Here is a 15811-nt window from a genome sequence, read left to right as displayed (position 1 = left end):
ACCGTTCCAAACATGCGCGTTGACCCGTGCTTACCGTTCCATAGACGTGCAAGATGCCAAGATGTTAGGATTACCGGGACTTTTCTATCACCGCATCCATCGCAGGGTAATCATCGGTGCTGATCAGCTCTCGCCGATCTGCCCAGTTGCGATAAACCCACACTTCAAAGCCTGTCTTGCCGGAGTTTCGAATTCGGTCTTTCGTCCCGCGATAAACGTGTGTGGACTTCTCTCGAATGTCTCGGACTTCGTTGGACACGCTGAGTGGAGTGACCGCCTTGCCCGAGCCAGAGAGTTTGATGATGAGGCGTTCACCTTGAACTGATCCGAGAATCCGAATCGGAAAAGGATACGTGTTTCGGAATCGTAGATCGATGTTCTCAAAGGCGACGGCGGCGTCTCGCCCTGGCGGCACGTAGCTTGGCATGAACCGGTGACGATTGCGCTCGGTCACTTCCAATCCAGCGAGAAGCGCAGCATTGTAAAGCGTCGTGCTCGTCTGGCAGACCCCACCGCCCCAGCTATCCACTAACTGACCGTTGTAGCTTACGGGAGCGAGCTTGTAGCCGACGTCGCGAGTCCAGCCCTTAACGGTTTGGTTGAAGCTAAACTCCGCGCCCGGAGCGATGACCTTACCATTCAGCTCTTCGAGAGCCCGAATTGCGTTCTGGCGCTGATTGCTGTTTCGACCCTTGAGTGTAGTGGAGTACGCGCCGAGGTCCGTTTCCCCTGGGGTCTGGAGCACCGCTATCGCGCCGCCCAGACCCACTGTCGTCAACAACCCAGTCAGAGCCAGCTTCACTTCCGAACCTCGATAGTGGCTCCGGATGAACTGGCTGACATTTCTGGCGAGTACATTTCGAACACTTGCGCAGGGAGACACTTGGTCGAGCCTTGTGTTTCAGCACGCAAGTTGAAGTCGAAGGTTGTTTCGCCCTTTGGAATATCGCGAACATAGATCGCGATTCGGTCATCGAACACATCTACCATATCGAACCAATAAGTCCAGTCTTCGATGTCGAGGCGCTCTGCTGACTTCAATCCTGCCGGAAGCGGGATCAGCACCATTGCGTAGGACAACGCCTTCTTGCTGTTCACCTTGGCGATGCAGCGGACGGGCTGGCCAGGAGTGAACTGGGTGCTTGGCGACTTGGTAGGCACCAGGCTGAGGCTTCCATCATTTGACCGCTCAGTCGTGAGCGCGTGGAACGTTCGATTGACTGTGATGCCTTGAGCCGGAATTGCCTCAAGTTTGTTTTCGAACTTGGTATCCGACCAAGTGATTGCATATCGAACGACACCGGACGCTACTTTAAGTTCGACCGTGTTCTTGCCAGGCTTCAACTCATCCATTTCATTGGTGTAAGCGAAGACTGAATCGCCCGGTTTTAGAGTGCCACGCGATTTTCCGTTGACCAACACTTCGACGGGTTCAGTGATTGGCTGCTCGGGGAACTTGGCGAGCGATGCGCACATCGCTCGAACGGCAAGACCTGAATCGAGAGTGCTCGACCACATTCCGCCGTATTGAGTTTCCGATAGACCTTGCATCATTTTCTCGAACTGCTCGGCGCTGACGCCATATTGCAACAGAGCGAGAATCGTGCTGGCGGAATCGTAAGAACCCAAAGTGGACGGCCACCGAATGACGGTTTCGCGAACCTGGGCGCGTCGCCAAAGCTCTTCGGAAGCGGCGGTTGCCTTAGCCGTGTTGCCGATCGCCACATAGCCTCGGAGAGCAGCTGCAACCAAGTAAGTTGGGTGCTCGGGCTTCCAGCGAGCTGGCAAGCTAGCCTCAGCAGTGGCATCCGGGCCGAGAGTCAATACTGCCGCCGCCAACATGTAGCGGTCGATCATGTATTCGTTCTTGGCAGGCTTCGCGCTCAAAGTTCGAACCGCCCAAGCACGACCGTTGTCCAGGATCACTCCATCGACAGCGAATCCGAGTTGACGCATCCGGCCCAAACCTTCGAGCACGATTGCCGTGATGTGCTTATCGGGTTCGCCATTTTGGTACCACGCCCATCCGCCGTAAGAGGACTGCATCGTGTACAGCCGCTGGAGTCCTTTCTCCGTGGATTGAGCGATATTCTCGCGCATCTCGCTGGAGAGCGGTGTGCCGAGGGTCTGCATCGTCTGCATGTACTCGGCGGGGCCGAGGAACTTGTTGAGAGTCTGCTCTGCGCATCCGAACGGATAGTCCATCAACCGCGTGATCGAAGCATCGAGCAAGCTGCGGTAGCTGGGGCTGATTCGAATGGAGAAGTTTCCTTCCGCAAGATCTCCTCGACTGATTTCAAGCGATGTATCGGAAGTTGCCTTACCGACTAGAGCCATTGGTTTGACTCGGCCGTGAACCTTGATCGGGACGCTGACACGAAGTCCATCTTGATGTTGGGCACTCTTGGCCTGAACCAAAAATGATGCCGATCCAAACTGCTTGCACTCGATTTCGAATTGAACTTGCTGGCTACCGTTTGGTGAAACGGTGACCTTCTTTGTTGATTCGCCAATAACGTTGCAGCCTTCCGCTTGTAGCTTGACTTCAACGTCTTGGGCCGCATCGGTGCTGCTGTTCACGTTCGCCGTGACGATGGCCTTGTCGCCTTGAGTGAAATACTGCGGCGCGCTGAACCGAACCATCAGGTCCTTCGCGACCGTGACGTTGAAGGCTGATTTGCCCACCTTGGTGTCCGAGGTCAGTCCTACAGCAGTAGCCCTCCAAGAAGTGAGGTTGTCCGGCAGTTTGAGATCAACGGTGGCCCTGCCACTGCTGTCGGTTTGAATCGAAGCAAACCATCCAGCGGTATCGCGGAAATCTGTCCGAATTCTTGCCTCTCCAGACATTTTTGACTCTGCCTTGTCTCCACCGTCGAGATACACCTCGGGGAAGGAGTTGTAGGTGCCGACCTGGCTGTATCGCTCTGGATAGAACTCGTCCATCAGGTTCAACGTGTCGCTTGCGATGGCGTAGATCGCTTCGTCCACAATGCTCAGGGACAGGTCTGCAGAAACGGGATTGCCGTTGATGTCTGTGGTGGTGAGGTCGTATTTGACCGTCTCGCCAGGTTGGAGTTTCGCCTTACTCGGCTTGATGGCGATGTTGATCGATTCGTCGGAACGGTCGATCTTCAACTTTCGGCGCGCGTCGGTGAACTTCTTCTCGTAGATCGACGAGACTGTTACGAACGCGTTCGGCTTCAGATCGTCGGTGACGGGGAAGGTGAACTCGCCGATGCCTTCGCTGAGTTTGACCACCTTGGTGAGCGTGACCCGGTCCGTTTCGACGGTGACCCAAACCGAGCCAGACTTTTGACCACTCCTGACGAGGACTTTGGCGTCGTCGCCTGGCTTGTAAGTCTTCTTGTCTAGCAACAAGGTGAGGTTGGAACTCGGGGATTCCCACGATTGGCCCTGAGCCCAGCACCAAACCCACGCACTGCTTTGGATCAGGTTGCCTCGGGAATCCGAGATTCGTGCTTTGACTCGGTAGTCGCCAGTTCCACCAGGTTTGAAGGTGAACTTCGCCTTGCCGTCTTTGTCGACAGTGACGACTTGCTTCGATTCCGGGTGGAAGCTAGAATCCTTGCCGTTCCAAATTTCGAATCCGGACTCGACTTCGATCTGCTTTCCAGCCCAAGACTCGGTGCTCTTGGGGTCATTTGAACTCAGCGTGACCTCAAAATTGGCATCCTCGCCTGGCCGGACGACATAGCTTTCTTGATCGATGACGAGGTTGTAATCGCCGCGAACTAGCTTGACGCTTCCTTGACCATCGAAATAGCGATCATCGCCTTCTGAGCCAGAAATCTGGACGGAGAGTTCTTGGTCGATGTCATCCCACTGACTGAATTTGATATCAGCAGTATTGAAGGTCACGGTAGCTTCACCGTTCTGGTCGGTGACTGTGGATTGATCGCCTAGATAGTCCTCGCCGTAGCCTCCGCTAGATTCTTCTTCGCCAGTGTCAGGATCGACCCAACTCCAAAGCGGCGATTTGAAGAACGTCGCATCGATCTTCGCGCCGACCACCGGGCCGCCGAAGAAATACTCGCATTTGACGGTGAATTGGGCCACATCGCCACGAATGAAGTAGCCCTTCTTGGGTTCAACGGTGATCTTGAATTCTGGCTTTCGGTAGCTCTGAATGTTGACCCATTGCCGCTCGGCCGCATCGCCGATGGTCACTTCGATGGTGACGCTTTGTGTGCTGTACTTGGGCAGGTTGAACTTGCCATTGAGAGTTCCGAAGTTGTTGATCGGCGCGGTGAATTCTTCCAGTACTCGGTCGGTGTAATCCAGCACCCTAACCTGAGCGTTGGTCGCGGCAGGAAGTTTGTAGCGATAGCCATTTGGTTCTCGGACGATGGCTTTGAATTGCACTTCATCGCCTGGGCGATAAACCGGTCGATCGGTGTAAATGAGAATCTTCGCGCCATCCGGCCGGTAGCCGTAATCGCTGAAGGTGATGATCGCGTGGCTGCCTTTGTACTCGGCGATCACCGCGCTATCAATGCTTTGCTCAACTCCCGGAATCTTGACGTCGGCTTTTGCTTGGCCGGTTGAATCCGATGTTGCGATCTCGGTTGCTGATTCTCCGAAGGAGTAAGTCAGCTTGGCACCTGGAATCGGTTCGCCAGTGACGATGTTCGAAACAAACGCATCGAGCTTGCCCTTGGCCACCTTTGCGACCATGCCGATCTCGCTGACCATCAAGAAGGTGCTTCGCTGCGCCTTGCCCGATTCGAGCCGCATCCAGTAGATGCCAGGAGCGAGCTTCGGAGTGGCGAGAGTCTTCTTGAAAGTGCCTTCAGCATCGTTTGGTTCAATTTTCCAATCGAATTCTTGTACAGCCTTTGCGTTCGGCAGGTTCTTTTCGAGTTCGGCAAAGGAGTTAACGTTGTTGTAAGGGCGGAACAGTTCGTACCAGTTGCGAGTCTTGAGAATTGTCTCGATTGGCACGGAGTAAAGCTTAACTTTAAGACTCTTTTCCTTAACAAATCCGTGAATCTGGATGTTGGGGTCCTCTTTTGGAGTGAAGACCTTTTGACTCGTGTAAATCGTGAGATACGGTTCGATCGGATCTAGGGCGAGGTTAAGTGTTTGGGTCTTGCCTTCATTGACGACGATCTTCTTTTCATCCAACGTGTGGGCAGTGGCTGAGACTTCGACGCTGTAGACCCCAGCTGGAACGTTGCGAAATGCGAATTTGCCAGTGGCGTCGGTCCGCATGAAGTGAACCTTCGATTGCGCTTCCTGCTCTGGATCCTTCACCACCGGACGCAAGATCACCCCGACATTGGGCAGCACTTTGCCATTTTCCTTCATGGTGACGGTGCCAATGACCCCACCAGTGGGGATTTCAGTGGTCACGCCATAAGCCAAAAAGGTGCAGATGAGGCCAACAAACACCAGCAAGGCCATCAGGCCGCCGGATCGAAAAATGGAAAAGAGTTTCATTCAGGATTCACCGCAGATTGAGCAGCAGGTTTTTGACGCACGAGGAGGAAGCAGACTACGACCATAATCGCAAGGAAAATCAGGGAACCTGTGAGCATCCCAAGCTTTTCGGCACGAGTGATATCGAGTTTGTCGCTGAGAACGGATACTGTGAACAAGATTGCACTTCCAATCGTGAGTGACACGTTGACGCTGGAATGTTCATCCATTTCAACGAAAAGTGGAGCGATGCAGAGTCCAAGAAGCAATCCCGGAATTCCCTTGGCGCCCAGGAGGATGGGCGACATTGCCGTTGCAACCGATGCGCCGAGTGTGGCGACGATGCCGGCTTCGGTTCGAATCTGCTTGAGCTGGGAGGCCGCAACCACGGCAAGGACACCAAGGAGTAGCCCGACAACAGCGTAGTGTTGACTCAAATCGAGCGCTCGGGTGACTTCTGGGAAGGAATTGGCCACCCCGCGGAGAATCAGCATCGCGGTGACCGGAAGAATGGCGATTGCGGAGTTGCTCTTGCCAAAAATCGATGCGACGGCGAGGCCCGCGACAATCACTGCGCCAAGCCCGATGGATTTTCCGTCGGACATTGCGATCACTCCGGCGGTCAACCACAGAAGTGCTGAGCCAAAACTCCATGCCTTCGAGGGAAGAACCGGCGTCGCCCAGATCGTCGCCAGCATGGCGATAACACCGATTGCGCCCGCGATGCCGATAGCAGGGAACTTCAAAATCTGGTTTGAACCAACGTAAAGCAGTGCGGCAACAAGTCCTGCCGCAACGAGTTGTAGGACTGGTTTTGCTTTGCCTGATTCCGCGGTGAGGAGCAGCGGAATTCCGGCGCATAGAACAAGAAGGGCGCCCGGTGCAGGATGGATTCCCCCTAGCTGGGTGACGCTTGCAGCCTGGCAACATCCGGCGGCGATGACGAGAAGAGCGCTAAATGAAGTTTCGGAGTTACAGAGGATTTCGCCAAACGCGAGTCCTGCGGCCATCGCCATCCACACTGCAAATGGAGTGGCCGGAACCTGAGCCTGGGTGATTAACAACAACGATCCGGTTCCAAGTGATGCCGCGCCAAATGCCCGCAAGCGTGGACTGAAGATTTGCGTTGCGATTGAAATGATCAGACCTACCGCCAGGGCGAGAGGTGTGGCCGCATCGAAACCGGCAGATTTGACCGCTGGGATGAAGCCAAGGATGAACGCAACAACGACCGCCCCAATCGGCCATAGCACCCATTTTGGACGTTCGGTTTTGGATGTAAACTCGACCGCCAAAATGGCTGCCCCAACCACCAGAAGCGTGAGTGCCAACGACTGCAGATTTGCAAGAAAATTCATAGCGCGTTTGAACCTATTTGTTCAACCTTAAGACGCGCATTTCCTGCTAATCACTTCAACGATATTTTAAGTGAGATTAGGACGGGTTTCTTTAAGCTTTTCGACGATCTTTTTGACGTCTTGAACTTTGTGTTTTGGGCACACCATTATCGCGTCATCGGTGACCACTATCGTGATATCTTCGAGGCCAACAGCGCAGGTCACGGCCTTGCCGGAGTAGTTCAAAACGATGCTCCCAGACGTGTCGATCAGTAGATTTTCACCGATGCTAACGTTCTTGGATTCATCGAGTGGCATCGCGCGTTCGACCGCATCCCAGGCTCCAACGTCATCCCATTCAAACGTTGCTCGAGCGACGTAGACGCTTTCTGCCTTTTCCATCAGCGCGTAGTCGATGCTGAGGTTGGGCAAGCTGGCGAAGAGTTGGTCTGCAGCTGCGATATCGCCACCGTGCAGGGCGTCTGCGATGCTGTGTATTCCGGCGTAAAGCTCCGGTGAGTGCTTCTCTAGGTTGGTGAGGAAGGCCCTCAGAGTCCAATAGAAGGTTCCGCTGTTCCAGAAGAACTTGCCGGAAGCGACAAACTGCTTTGCGGATTCGATATCCGGCTTTTCTCGAAATCTGGAAACCGAGAACACGGGAACCTCGCGCGGCATGGCTGGAGGAGAATCGGATTGTTCGATGTAGCCGTAGCCCGTTTCAGGGCGGGTTGGGGGAATACCCACGGTAACCAGTCCGCCAGAAGTTTCCGCTGTGATCAAAGCGGCGTCTACCGTTCGGCAGAACTCGGTATCCGGAGTCACTCGGTGATCAGCGGCCAGAATCGCCATGCTGGTCGAATCTGGATCGGCACCCTTGGCGAGTAAGTTCGCGGCAACCCAGACTAGGCACCCGCCAGTGTTGCGCTTATGGGGTTCAGCAAGGATCTGATCCTCTCCCAAATTCGGCATGGCGTCCTTGATTGGCTTGGCGAGATGCGGGGCAGTGGCGATGTAAATGTCTTCGCTACGAACTAAGCCGGAAATTCGGTCGATGGTTTGTTGGAGCAATGACTTGTCTGGGTCTGCCAGTTTAAGAAGTTGCTTCGGGTGTTCTCGCCGAGAAACCGGCCAGAATCGTTCGCCCGATCCACCGGCCATGATGATGGCAATGCGCCTAAAGCTCATTGGTTGGTGCCAGATTCCGCGCCAGTCAAGGTTTGCCCTGGTTTCATCCGAGTGATGGTCGTGAGTCGGTCGCCATCAGCCTTCAGTTCAATTTCGTTGTCTGATTTCCAAACCATCGTGTACACCTGAGGCTTTTTCATCTCATCATTGATGCGCGGCTCGACGGAAGGCTTCAGAACGGCAGGAATTCCGTTGATCCCGACCTTATCCATCGTGACGGTCAGCTTGTCGCCTTCGAGGGTGTACTTTCCGTCGGCTTCAATCGAAATGTTTGCGCCGAGGCCAGTTTTTGCGGCGAAAATAGTCATTTTGGCGGTGCCGTCTTGGTTAAAGGTCATCATTGCGCTGGCGCCGGGAAGCACTTCAAGACTGCCCAATTCCCAGTTTCCAACCAGGCTTCGTTGGCTACAGCCTGCCGCAAAAATCAGGCAAGCGAGCCCGAGACCGCCCAAAATTGACCGTTTCATAGGTTCGATTTTAACACAATCGGCAGGGCTACAATCGCGTGGGTAAACTGGAATTCTTGGACTCTAACTGATGACGACTGTTGATATTCAATTGACCGCTCGAGGCGAGCAAGTGACCCAACCCTGGCTTTGCCGGTTGTGCCGGGAGTTCGACGTTGAAGTGAATTTGGTGAAGGCCAGCATTGAGCCCGATTTTGGCTGGGTTCACCTGCAATTGACGGGTCCGGTCGAGATGATCCAGCGCGCAACCGCCTGGCTGATGACCACCGGCTTGCACGTCGACGCTCTTCAACGATCCGTTGGCGTTCCAAAGTAAGTGACTGAGTTTCAGCCTTACGTCCCAGACGATTTCGATGAGTTTTGGGCGGAGATTTTGGCGGAAGCCCACGGTGTTCCGCTCTATTTTCGGCGTGAACGTGCCCCAGAACACGACACGAGCACCCACCTTGTAGACCGGATCTCGTTTCGTGGCGGGCAAGAATTGATGCTCGAAGGTTGGATCGCCTATCCCGAAGGAGCTCGTCGGTCGCCCGCGTTTGTCTGGGTGCCTCCTTACGGCCGCGAGAGTCTTTTGCCGAACGAATACGGCACAAGGGAAGGCCTGGTTAGCCTGTCTTTGAACCTACACGGCCTGGGCGCATTTCACCAAGAAAAGTACGTCGTTCATCGCGGGTACTTCGGTCAAGGCGCGCTGGAACCAGGAACCTGGATTTTTAGAACCCTGATTCAACATGTTCTGGTCGCGCTCAGGATTTTGCAAGCCCAAAGCGAGGCTGACGAAGACCGAATTGCCGTGAGTGGGATGAGCCAGGGAGCCGGACTTTCGCTGTGGGCTGGGGCTTTCTCGCCGATCGTGCGCTGTGTTTGTGCGGACATGCCGTTCCTGGGTGCGATGCGATTTGCCCTGAGCCGAAATGCATACCGCTACCCACTGAAAGAGCTGGTGGATGTGATGGACGACGCGCCGCTTGGGCGGGAGCGGGTGATGCACACACTTTCTTATTACGACACGATGAATGTCGCAACCCGGGTGAAAGTCCCAGCGCTGGTGAGCTACGGGTTAAAGGATCCTGCTTGCCGTCCGGAAGCTGTGAAGGCGATCTTCGATGCTATTCCGGGCGATGCGAAAAGGCTTGTTGAATACCCCGGAGGGCACGATTGGGACCGAGAAATGGTGGGTCACAACCGTGCCTTTATGCTCGAGAATATGGGCTAGACGCCTTCCGAGAGCACTTGCTTCTGGAGGTCGATTAGGTTGAGAATGCCCTTCTTGCCCAGTGCGAGCATTTTGCCAAGAGTTTCTGCGCTGAAAGGTTCGCTTTCGGCGGTGCCCTGGACCTCTACAAACTTGCCCGATTCGGTCATGACGATGTTCATATCGACCTGGGCTCGGGAGTCTTCTTCGTAGCAAAGGTCCAGAAGTTCGGTGCCGTTGACCACACCGACGCTGATCGCGGCGACAGGTTCGTTGAGCAAAACCTTCTTCAGCATTCGTTGATCGATCATCCAGCGCATGGCGTCGTAAGTTGCCACGTAGGCTGCAGTGATGGCAGCGGTGCGGGTCCCGCCGTCGGCTCGGAGCGCATCGCAGTCCAGGGTGATCGTCCGTTCGCCCATTGATTCGAGGTCAACGACGCTTCGCATGCACCTTCCGATGAGCCGTTGAATTTCCATGCTTCGACCGTTTGGACCGCGATTGCTATCGCGCTGGTTTCGTTGTCGGCCCGATCGCGGGAGCATCGAGTATTCGGCGGTCAGCCAGCCTTTGCCTTGCCCTTTCATGAACGGTGGGACTCGGTCTTCGACGGTAGCAGTCACCAGCATATGGGTGTCACCCATCTGGATGAGGCACGATCCCTCGGCGTATTTTGCGAAGTTTCGAGTCATCTCGACTGGGCGAAGCTGGTCAGCGGTTCGGCCATCAATTCTCATTTCGGAGGGGAGGGTACCAGAATCTTGGGTATGGATCAGAGGAGGCACGGGTACCCTATGGGGTAATGATTTCCGAACGCATCCGGCTTGAAGGTGAGGTTCTTTCCAATCAACGATTGAACCGGATTGCCGAGATTTTGCACGAGCACGGAGTTCGAGTCCAAGTTACTTTTCTGAGGCTGGGCGAGCCTTCGGTGGCTGAACTTCACCTCGAAGCGAGCACTCCTGACCAGCTTGATAAGGCCCTGTTGGAATGCGAGCCACTGAGTCCGGTTTATTCCCGCGCCCAGGCTCAACTCGCCGTCGCTGATATGGATGGCGTGCTTCCAGAGGACTTTCACTCCACCACAAATTTCCCGACTTATGTTCAAATCGATTCGAACTGGATTCCAGTTGAGCGATTAGAGATGGACTGCGGCATCAAGGTTTGGCAAGAAGGAGGGAAGTGGCGGGCGATCACTTGCCCGATGCACCGAGTGAAGGCTGGGGATTCTCTTGTCGTGGGGATGGATGGGGTGCGAGTCACCACCGAGACCGAACTGGGCGATGAAGCGGACGCATTCCGATTCATGAGCAGCGATGTCAGCAGTGAGCGACCCAAGGCCCGCATGATCGAAGAGTGCGCCGAAGCGATGCGCCACGCGAAATCGCAAGGCAAAGACGTACTTTTGGTTGGTGGCCCCGCGATCATTCATTCCGGTTGTGCCGAAGTGCTCGCGGCCTTGATTCGGTCGAAGTGGATCACGGTGTTGTTTGCTGGCAATGCACTTGCCGCGCACGACATCGAGGCGAGCATGATGGGCACGTCGCTTGGGGTTCAGCTCGCAACTGGAATGAGCTTGCATCACGGTCACACGCATCATCTCCGAGCGATCAATCGAGTGCGAAGAGTGGGTTCAATTCGTGCAGCGGTTGAAGCAGGAATCATCCCTGGTGGCGCGATGCATGCTTGCATCACTTCAGGCACTCCGTACGTATTGGCTGGCTCTATTCGCGACGACGGTCCTTTGCCGGATGTGATCACCGATGTGGTCAAAGCGACCGACGCGATGCGCGAAAACGTTCAAAACGTGGGTGTTGCGTTGATGGTGGCGACGACCTTACACAGCGTGGCTACTGGGAACATCATTCCAGCGGCGGTGGTGACGTATTGCGTGGATAGTGACGCCGATACCGTGATCAAACTCACCGATCGCGGGACACATCAGGCGATTGGAATTGTCACAGACTGCGAGTTCTTCATGAAAGAGCTTGCGCGAACACTCGGCGTGATCTGACGCCATTTTTTGAGTAACGAACGAATGCAACTTTGTAGATTTGAATTGCGCGATAACCCGGGCCAAGTGCGCTCGGGGATTTTCCACGAGGGGCGTGTCTACGAAACCGATGGACAGAATGCAATCGGCGTCCACGATCTTGGGCGCGTGGATTTCTTGCCGCCTGTTTCGCTGCCGCCCACTCTGCGAGTTTTTGATCGCAATGGCGAGTTTGCTTATAGAAACTCTGCGGTGTTTTTGGGGCCTCTTGCTGAGCTCGATGTTCCCGCCGGTGATGTCGATTTTGAAGTTCGGGTGGCGGCGGTTCTCAAGGATTCGGGCGGACGATTGACCTCTGAAGAAGCTACCGATTTTATCTTGGGCTATGTGATGTTCATCGGGTTCTTTGCTGATGATCAGCTTCGGTCCGGCGCGCAGACTGCCGCATTTGACGTGCCGTTTGCCATCGGACCTTTCTTGACCACTCCAGACAGCGTCGTGGTTGGAGAGCAGTTTGTCACCAAGCTAGCGGTGAAAATAAACGGCGAGGTCATGCACGAGTCAGAGCATTCTCACTCCAAATTCGAAGAGATGATCGTGCGGGCGTCGCGGTCGAACGAGGTCAGGGCTGCTGACTTGATCGCGGGGCCAACATTGATGAAGCCACCTGTTTTGGAATCTAAACTAGGGCGGTATCTCCGCCCAGGCGACACTGTTCAAGCTGGTACCGAATCGCTTGGGATGCTAACGATCAAGCTCGTTTAGACGCTCGGTTCAGCGAACACTAGTCGTAGGTTATTTGCCCGGCGACCATCGAGGGAGTCGGGCAGCACTTCCAGGACGCATCCCATTTTCTCGTCATCGAGAGTCTCAAGGCGAATCCAATCGCCAACAGAAACTTCGGCTCGGCTGATGACCCGCGCGCCACCCATCGAGATATTGATGAGAGCGGAGGGCTCGCCATTGAGCCTAGAGAACGCGGTTTCAGGGAAGCACTCCCTCGGATGTTGGCGGCGATTCTGATTCAGGACTTGGCTTGGGATTGCCAGATGGAGCTGTTTGGATTCTGCGCCGCGCGACACGACTTCAGTTCGAAAGGCAACACAACCGCCGAATGCTGGTGCCTCGACTTGGAGCGATTCACCCACCCGTAGTGGTACATAGACATTCTTATCAAGCGGTGCATCAACAATCAGTTCTTGTCCTTGTCTCTGGATGAAGCGAACTCTGTAAAGGCCGGAAGAAGTCCGCAATCGCCAGAAAGTGCCTTCGGGAAGGGTGGGTAGTTGGTTAGCTTTCGGCTTCTTGCCCGTGAGAATGTAGGCGATGCCGAAGCTGGCCAAAAAGATGCCCAACAGCCAAAGTGCGATTTCAAGTACTGGATTCATGGCCAATTCCTTGCGGTTGGCACAACGCTACTTACTCAGAACCGTACATTTCGTTGGCTTCTTTCAACGTCGTCAGGGCTTCGGTGAGGCTGATGGTTGCCTCGTCCCCAACTTCTGGATCGCCGGTTCGAGCAAATTGTAGAATCTGCGCCGTTGCTTGAGCGAGCAATTTGTGTGCCAATACTCGTTTGGCGTGGGATTCTTTGTAGGCGGCGGGCACTCGCAGGACGTCCAAAACTCCCGAAAGAGCCGATGCCGATTTGTAAGCACGTTGTGCCGTTTGGACGGTCGCGGATACACCGGGCTGAAGGCGAGACAGCCGCAAGACCTCTCGTAGATCATCGGCAATTCGCTTCATAGGACTCGTCTGGGCCGCGATAAACCTTCGATAAACTGTGCTGAACTCAGCGTCGTCCTTCACTTGGAGCGTGTCGATGAGTCTTCGAGCTTCGCTGGTGTCTCCTTCGAATGCAACGGTGAGGGCCAAGAGTGCTTGGATCGTACTCGTCGGCTGCTTCGCCATCTGCCCGAGGAATGCCTCTCGCGCTCCAGCGTAGTCGCCTCTGGCGAGCGCGGATCGCCCTTTGATTTCGGAGACCGCTGATGGATCGCCGCCCCGTGCCAAGTATTCATTGATTTCGTTTGCGGCATCTTCGGCACGGCCGAGATCTAGGAGCACGGAGGCATAAAGATAGCGGAAGCTGAGGGAAGCAGGGAACAGGCTGATGGCTTGCGCGCACTCCGCTTCGGCCTCAGAAGTGAGACCGAGGTTGATCAGCATATCCACCAAGATCGCTCGAACCTCAGGGTCGGTGGGATAGATATCGACCTGCTGGTAGAGGTATTTGATCGCCTGCTGGCTGTCGCCCGACTTTAGATAGGATTCGGCTTGAGCACGGATCACGGTGCGGTCAGTTACTGGAGGGACCGGAGTCGGATCAGGTGTGATCGTGCTGCCCTGACCAATCGGTTCGATAGGGGTGGTGATACCGCGCATATCGTTCTTGAACGGTCCAGTTTTGAGTTCGATCGCCCAAGATCGAGCAAGGGATCGTTCGACTTGTTCACGATCTGTATTGCCCGCGACAACCACTGAAGCGTTGACATTTCGTTGCCAGATCGGCTTGCCGCCGGACGGTTTGAAGAGCTGAATCGTCGAACCCGTGAGGTCAGCTTTTGGCATGATCGAGATCACGACTACATAATGCGCCTTGATTTTTTGCGCGGTGCCGAAAAGTTGAGCGTCGGTGGGGTTAGGCTCGGCGGGAATCACGCCGTCGTAAACGTAGTCTCGAAAGACCGGATCGGACATCGCCCACACAATCGGTTGGAACTTGAAATTAGTCGACAGTTCTTCGCTAAAGTACGCGGCGATGTCGCTCTCAAGGCGGCTTTCGTTGTTTTCGCGAATCGTTTTCTGGAAGATCAGTACAGACGGCTCTGCGCAATAGGCGACCGCTGAATGGACCAATAGCGCGAAGAGTGCGACGTTTTTCATGGATTAAAGGCTGGCGAGCGCCGACTTGCAGGCTTCAAGTCCAGTTTTGGCGGCGGCATCATCCGGTGAATTTTGGACGCGTCGCTCGTAGGCATTAATGGCGTTTTGATACGCTCTCGCTGCGTCGGACTTGCGGCCCAACTTTTGATAGCACTGCCCGAGTCTTTGGTTCGAAACGCTTGGATCAGCGCCCATTCGAATTGCAGATTCGTAAGCGTCGGCGGCCTTGGCGAAATCACCTGCGGTGTAAAGGCTGCGTGCTTTGGCGAGCATTTCCCTCGCTGTCGTGGGGGAATCGTTGATTGGTTGGCTACCGCCAGCGACGCTAGAACCTCCGCCATTGCTTGGCCGGATGTCGATCGTTCCAGGATTGGGTCTTGACGTTGTCGATCCGTTGTTGGAATTTGTCGCCTGACTATTCGATGGAGTTGGGTCCGGGTCTTGGCGCGAACCTTGATTGGTATTCGTCGCGGGACGAGAATTGTTATTGCCGGCGGTGTTTAGAGGCTGGATCGTCACGTCCGGTCGAAGCGGGGCGACGTCACCTTCCATCGGCTCCATGCCACCGTTGGTGCGTCCATCTGGGAGCCTAGGATTGTTGTTGGAACTGGTCGAAGTCGCTGGAGTTTGGTTGGTGTTCCCGGAGGCTTGCCCTGCTTGCTGTTGGGCTAAAAGGCGTTCGTATTCGGCTCTTGAAACTTCTGGTGCAAGGGGTCGGCCAGTGACCGGATCGGTTTGAACCTCGTTTGTTCCGGTGACGGGGTCAAAGTTTGAGGCTACAGGCTTGCCGACTGCGAACTTCGTGTTCTTAGCATTCTGACCACTGATGTAAATCGCTCCCAGAGTTCCCACGCTTCCGATGAGCATCATCGCGGCGATTGCGGCACCCAAAGCGCGCTTCTTGTTTGGAATCGCGGGAACTGGTTGGCTCAAAACCTTTCTAACGTGATCGAGTTTGATTCGGTCTAGTGCGGAATCTGGTTGGAGTTCGACGACCTTTTCATACAGCGATAGCGCGCCGACGATGTCGCCGGAACGTTCAAGGCAATCCGCCTTGAGCGAAAGCGCTTGAGCGTTACTTGGGTCATTTTCGGCGGCCGTGCCAGCGATCATTTGGGCTTCGTCTAGGCGGCCTTCGCTGAGCAGTTTGAACCCTTCGGTCACGAGTTTGTCGTTTTCGGCTTTGGCTTCGGCGAGCAAGTCTGCGCCAAGCGGATGGCCGCAAGAACGGCAGAAGTTGCCATCCAAACCGTTATCTTTGCCGCATTCGCCGCACCGAACCATACCCGCACGAATCATAAATCTAGGA

At 55.0% G+C, this 15811-nt stretch carries 13 protein-coding genes; 4 read left to right on the top strand and 9 right to left on the bottom strand.

The genetic code is table 11. From position 1 onward, the window contains the following. Nucleotides 1-70: 70 nt before the first annotated feature. From J0L72_11370 to J0L72_11350, 5 genes are all read right to left on the bottom strand, one after another. Nucleotides 71-802: a VanW family protein gene (locus J0L72_11370; protein MBN8691367.1), complete on the bottom strand. Its 732-nt coding sequence runs from the start codon at nt 800-802 to the stop codon at nt 71-73. Further along, a complete protein-coding gene (locus tag J0L72_11365) occupies nt 799-5460 on the bottom strand; it encodes a carboxypeptidase regulatory-like domain-containing protein (protein ID MBN8691366.1) in 4662 nt (1553 codons plus the stop codon). Before J0L72_11365 ends, J0L72_11370 begins: the two co-directional genes overlap by 4 nt. Further along, nucleotides 5457-6797 carry a hypothetical protein gene (locus tag J0L72_11360; protein MBN8691365.1) on the bottom strand — a complete coding sequence of 447 codons (1341 nt, stop codon included), beginning with the start codon at nt 6795-6797 and terminating at the stop codon, nt 5457-5459. The genes J0L72_11365 and J0L72_11360 overlap by 4 nt, the downstream gene beginning before the upstream one ends. Nucleotides 6798-6863: 66 nt before the next feature. Next, the gene (locus J0L72_11355; GenBank protein ID MBN8691364.1) at nt 6864-7961 is read right to left on the bottom strand and encodes a mannose-1-phosphate guanylyltransferase; all 1098 of its coding nucleotides are present in this window, start codon (nt 7959-7961) and stop codon (nt 6864-6866) included. Beyond that, nucleotides 7958-8428 (bottom strand): hypothetical protein, encoded by a 471-nt coding sequence (locus tag J0L72_11350; GenBank protein MBN8691363.1) that lies wholly within the window; start codon nt 8426-8428, stop codon nt 7958-7960. Before J0L72_11350 ends, J0L72_11355 begins: the two co-directional genes overlap by 4 nt. 70 nt (nt 8429-8498) lie before the next feature. Here J0L72_11350 and J0L72_11345 point away from each other — a divergent pair, with 70 nt between their 5' ends. Continuing rightward, nucleotides 8499-8744, top strand: coding sequence for an NIL domain-containing protein (locus J0L72_11345; GenBank protein MBN8691362.1), 246 nt, complete (start codon nt 8499-8501; stop codon nt 8742-8744). Beyond that, on the top strand, nt 8745-9644 hold the full coding sequence (locus J0L72_11340; protein MBN8691361.1) for an acetylxylan esterase: 900 nt from the start codon (nt 8745-8747) through the stop codon (nt 9642-9644). Here J0L72_11340 and rph read toward each other — a convergent pair. Next, entirely contained in the window at nt 9641-10360 is a 720-nt protein-coding gene (gene rph, locus J0L72_11335; GenBank protein ID MBN8691360.1) for a ribonuclease PH, read from the bottom strand. The genes J0L72_11340 and rph overlap by 4 nt on opposite strands. 65 nt (nt 10361-10425) lie before the next feature. Here rph and J0L72_11330 point away from each other — a divergent pair, with 65 nt between their 5' ends. After that, the gene (locus J0L72_11330) at nt 10426-11637 is read left to right on the top strand and encodes a TIGR00300 family protein (GenBank protein ID MBN8691359.1); all 1212 of its coding nucleotides are present in this window, start codon (nt 10426-10428) and stop codon (nt 11635-11637) included. A gap of 45 nt (nt 11638-11682) precedes the next feature. After that, nucleotides 11683-12381: a fumarylacetoacetate hydrolase family protein gene (locus J0L72_11325; GenBank protein ID MBN8691358.1), complete on the top strand. Its 699-nt coding sequence runs from the start codon at nt 11683-11685 to the stop codon at nt 12379-12381. Here the strand turns inward: J0L72_11325 and J0L72_11320 are convergent. From J0L72_11320 to J0L72_11310, 3 genes are read right to left on the bottom strand one after another with little or no spacing between them, the layout of a single operon-like run. Continuing rightward, a complete protein-coding gene (locus tag J0L72_11320; protein ID MBN8691357.1) occupies nt 12378-13004 on the bottom strand; it encodes a flagellar brake protein in 627 nt (208 codons plus the stop codon). The two genes, J0L72_11325 and J0L72_11320, sit on opposite strands and share 4 nt — an antisense overlap. A gap of 31 nt (nt 13005-13035) precedes the next feature. Next, complete coding sequence (locus J0L72_11315; GenBank protein MBN8691356.1) at nt 13036-14502, bottom strand: tetratricopeptide repeat protein; 1467 nt, start codon at nt 14500-14502, stop codon at nt 13036-13038. Nucleotides 14503-14505: 3 nt separating this feature from the next. Next, a complete protein-coding gene (locus J0L72_11310; protein MBN8691355.1) occupies nt 14506-15801 on the bottom strand; it encodes a tetratricopeptide repeat protein in 1296 nt (431 codons plus the stop codon). Between the last annotated feature and the right edge of the window lie 10 nt (nt 15802-15811).

It is taken from the genome of Armatimonadota bacterium, assembly GCA_017303935.1.
Taxonomy (GTDB): Bacteria; Armatimonadota; Fimbriimonadia; order Fimbriimonadales; family Fimbriimonadaceae; genus JAFLBD01.
The sequence above is the reverse complement of the archived record's forward strand: the minus strand, read 5'-3'. Positions and strand labels throughout refer to the sequence as shown.

Excerpts from the sequence above, each read along its gene's own strand:
- J0L72_11365 (MBN8691366.1), bottom strand. The coding sequence starts at position 5,460 with ATGAAACTCTTTTCCATTTTTCGATCCGGCGGCCTGATGGCCTTGCTG.
- J0L72_11360 (MBN8691365.1), bottom strand. The coding sequence starts at position 6,797 with ATGAATTTTCTTGCAAATCTGCAGTCGTTGGCACTCACGCTTCTGGTG.
- J0L72_11355 (MBN8691364.1), bottom strand. The coding sequence starts at position 7,961 with ATGAGCTTTAGGCGCATTGCCATCATCATGGCCGGTGGATCGGGCGAA.
- J0L72_11350 (MBN8691363.1), bottom strand. The coding sequence starts at position 8,428 with ATGAAACGGTCAATTTTGGGCGGTCTCGGGCTCGCTTGCCTGATTTTT.
- J0L72_11345 (MBN8691362.1), top strand. The coding sequence starts at position 8,499 with ATGACGACTGTTGATATTCAATTGACCGCTCGAGGCGAGCAAGTGACC.
- rph (MBN8691360.1), bottom strand. The coding sequence starts at position 10,360 with ATGAGAATTGATGGCCGAACCGCTGACCAGCTTCGCCCAGTCGAGATG.
- J0L72_11330 (MBN8691359.1), top strand. The coding sequence starts at position 10,426 with ATGATTTCCGAACGCATCCGGCTTGAAGGTGAGGTTCTTTCCAATCAA.
- J0L72_11320 (MBN8691357.1), bottom strand. The coding sequence starts at position 13,004 with ATGAATCCAGTACTTGAAATCGCACTTTGGCTGTTGGGCATCTTTTTG.
- J0L72_11315 (MBN8691356.1), bottom strand. The coding sequence starts at position 14,502 with ATGAAAAACGTCGCACTCTTCGCGCTATTGGTCCATTCAGCGGTCGCC.
- J0L72_11310 (MBN8691355.1), bottom strand. The coding sequence starts at position 15,801 with ATGATTCGTGCGGGTATGGTTCGGTGCGGCGAATGCGGCAAAGATAAC.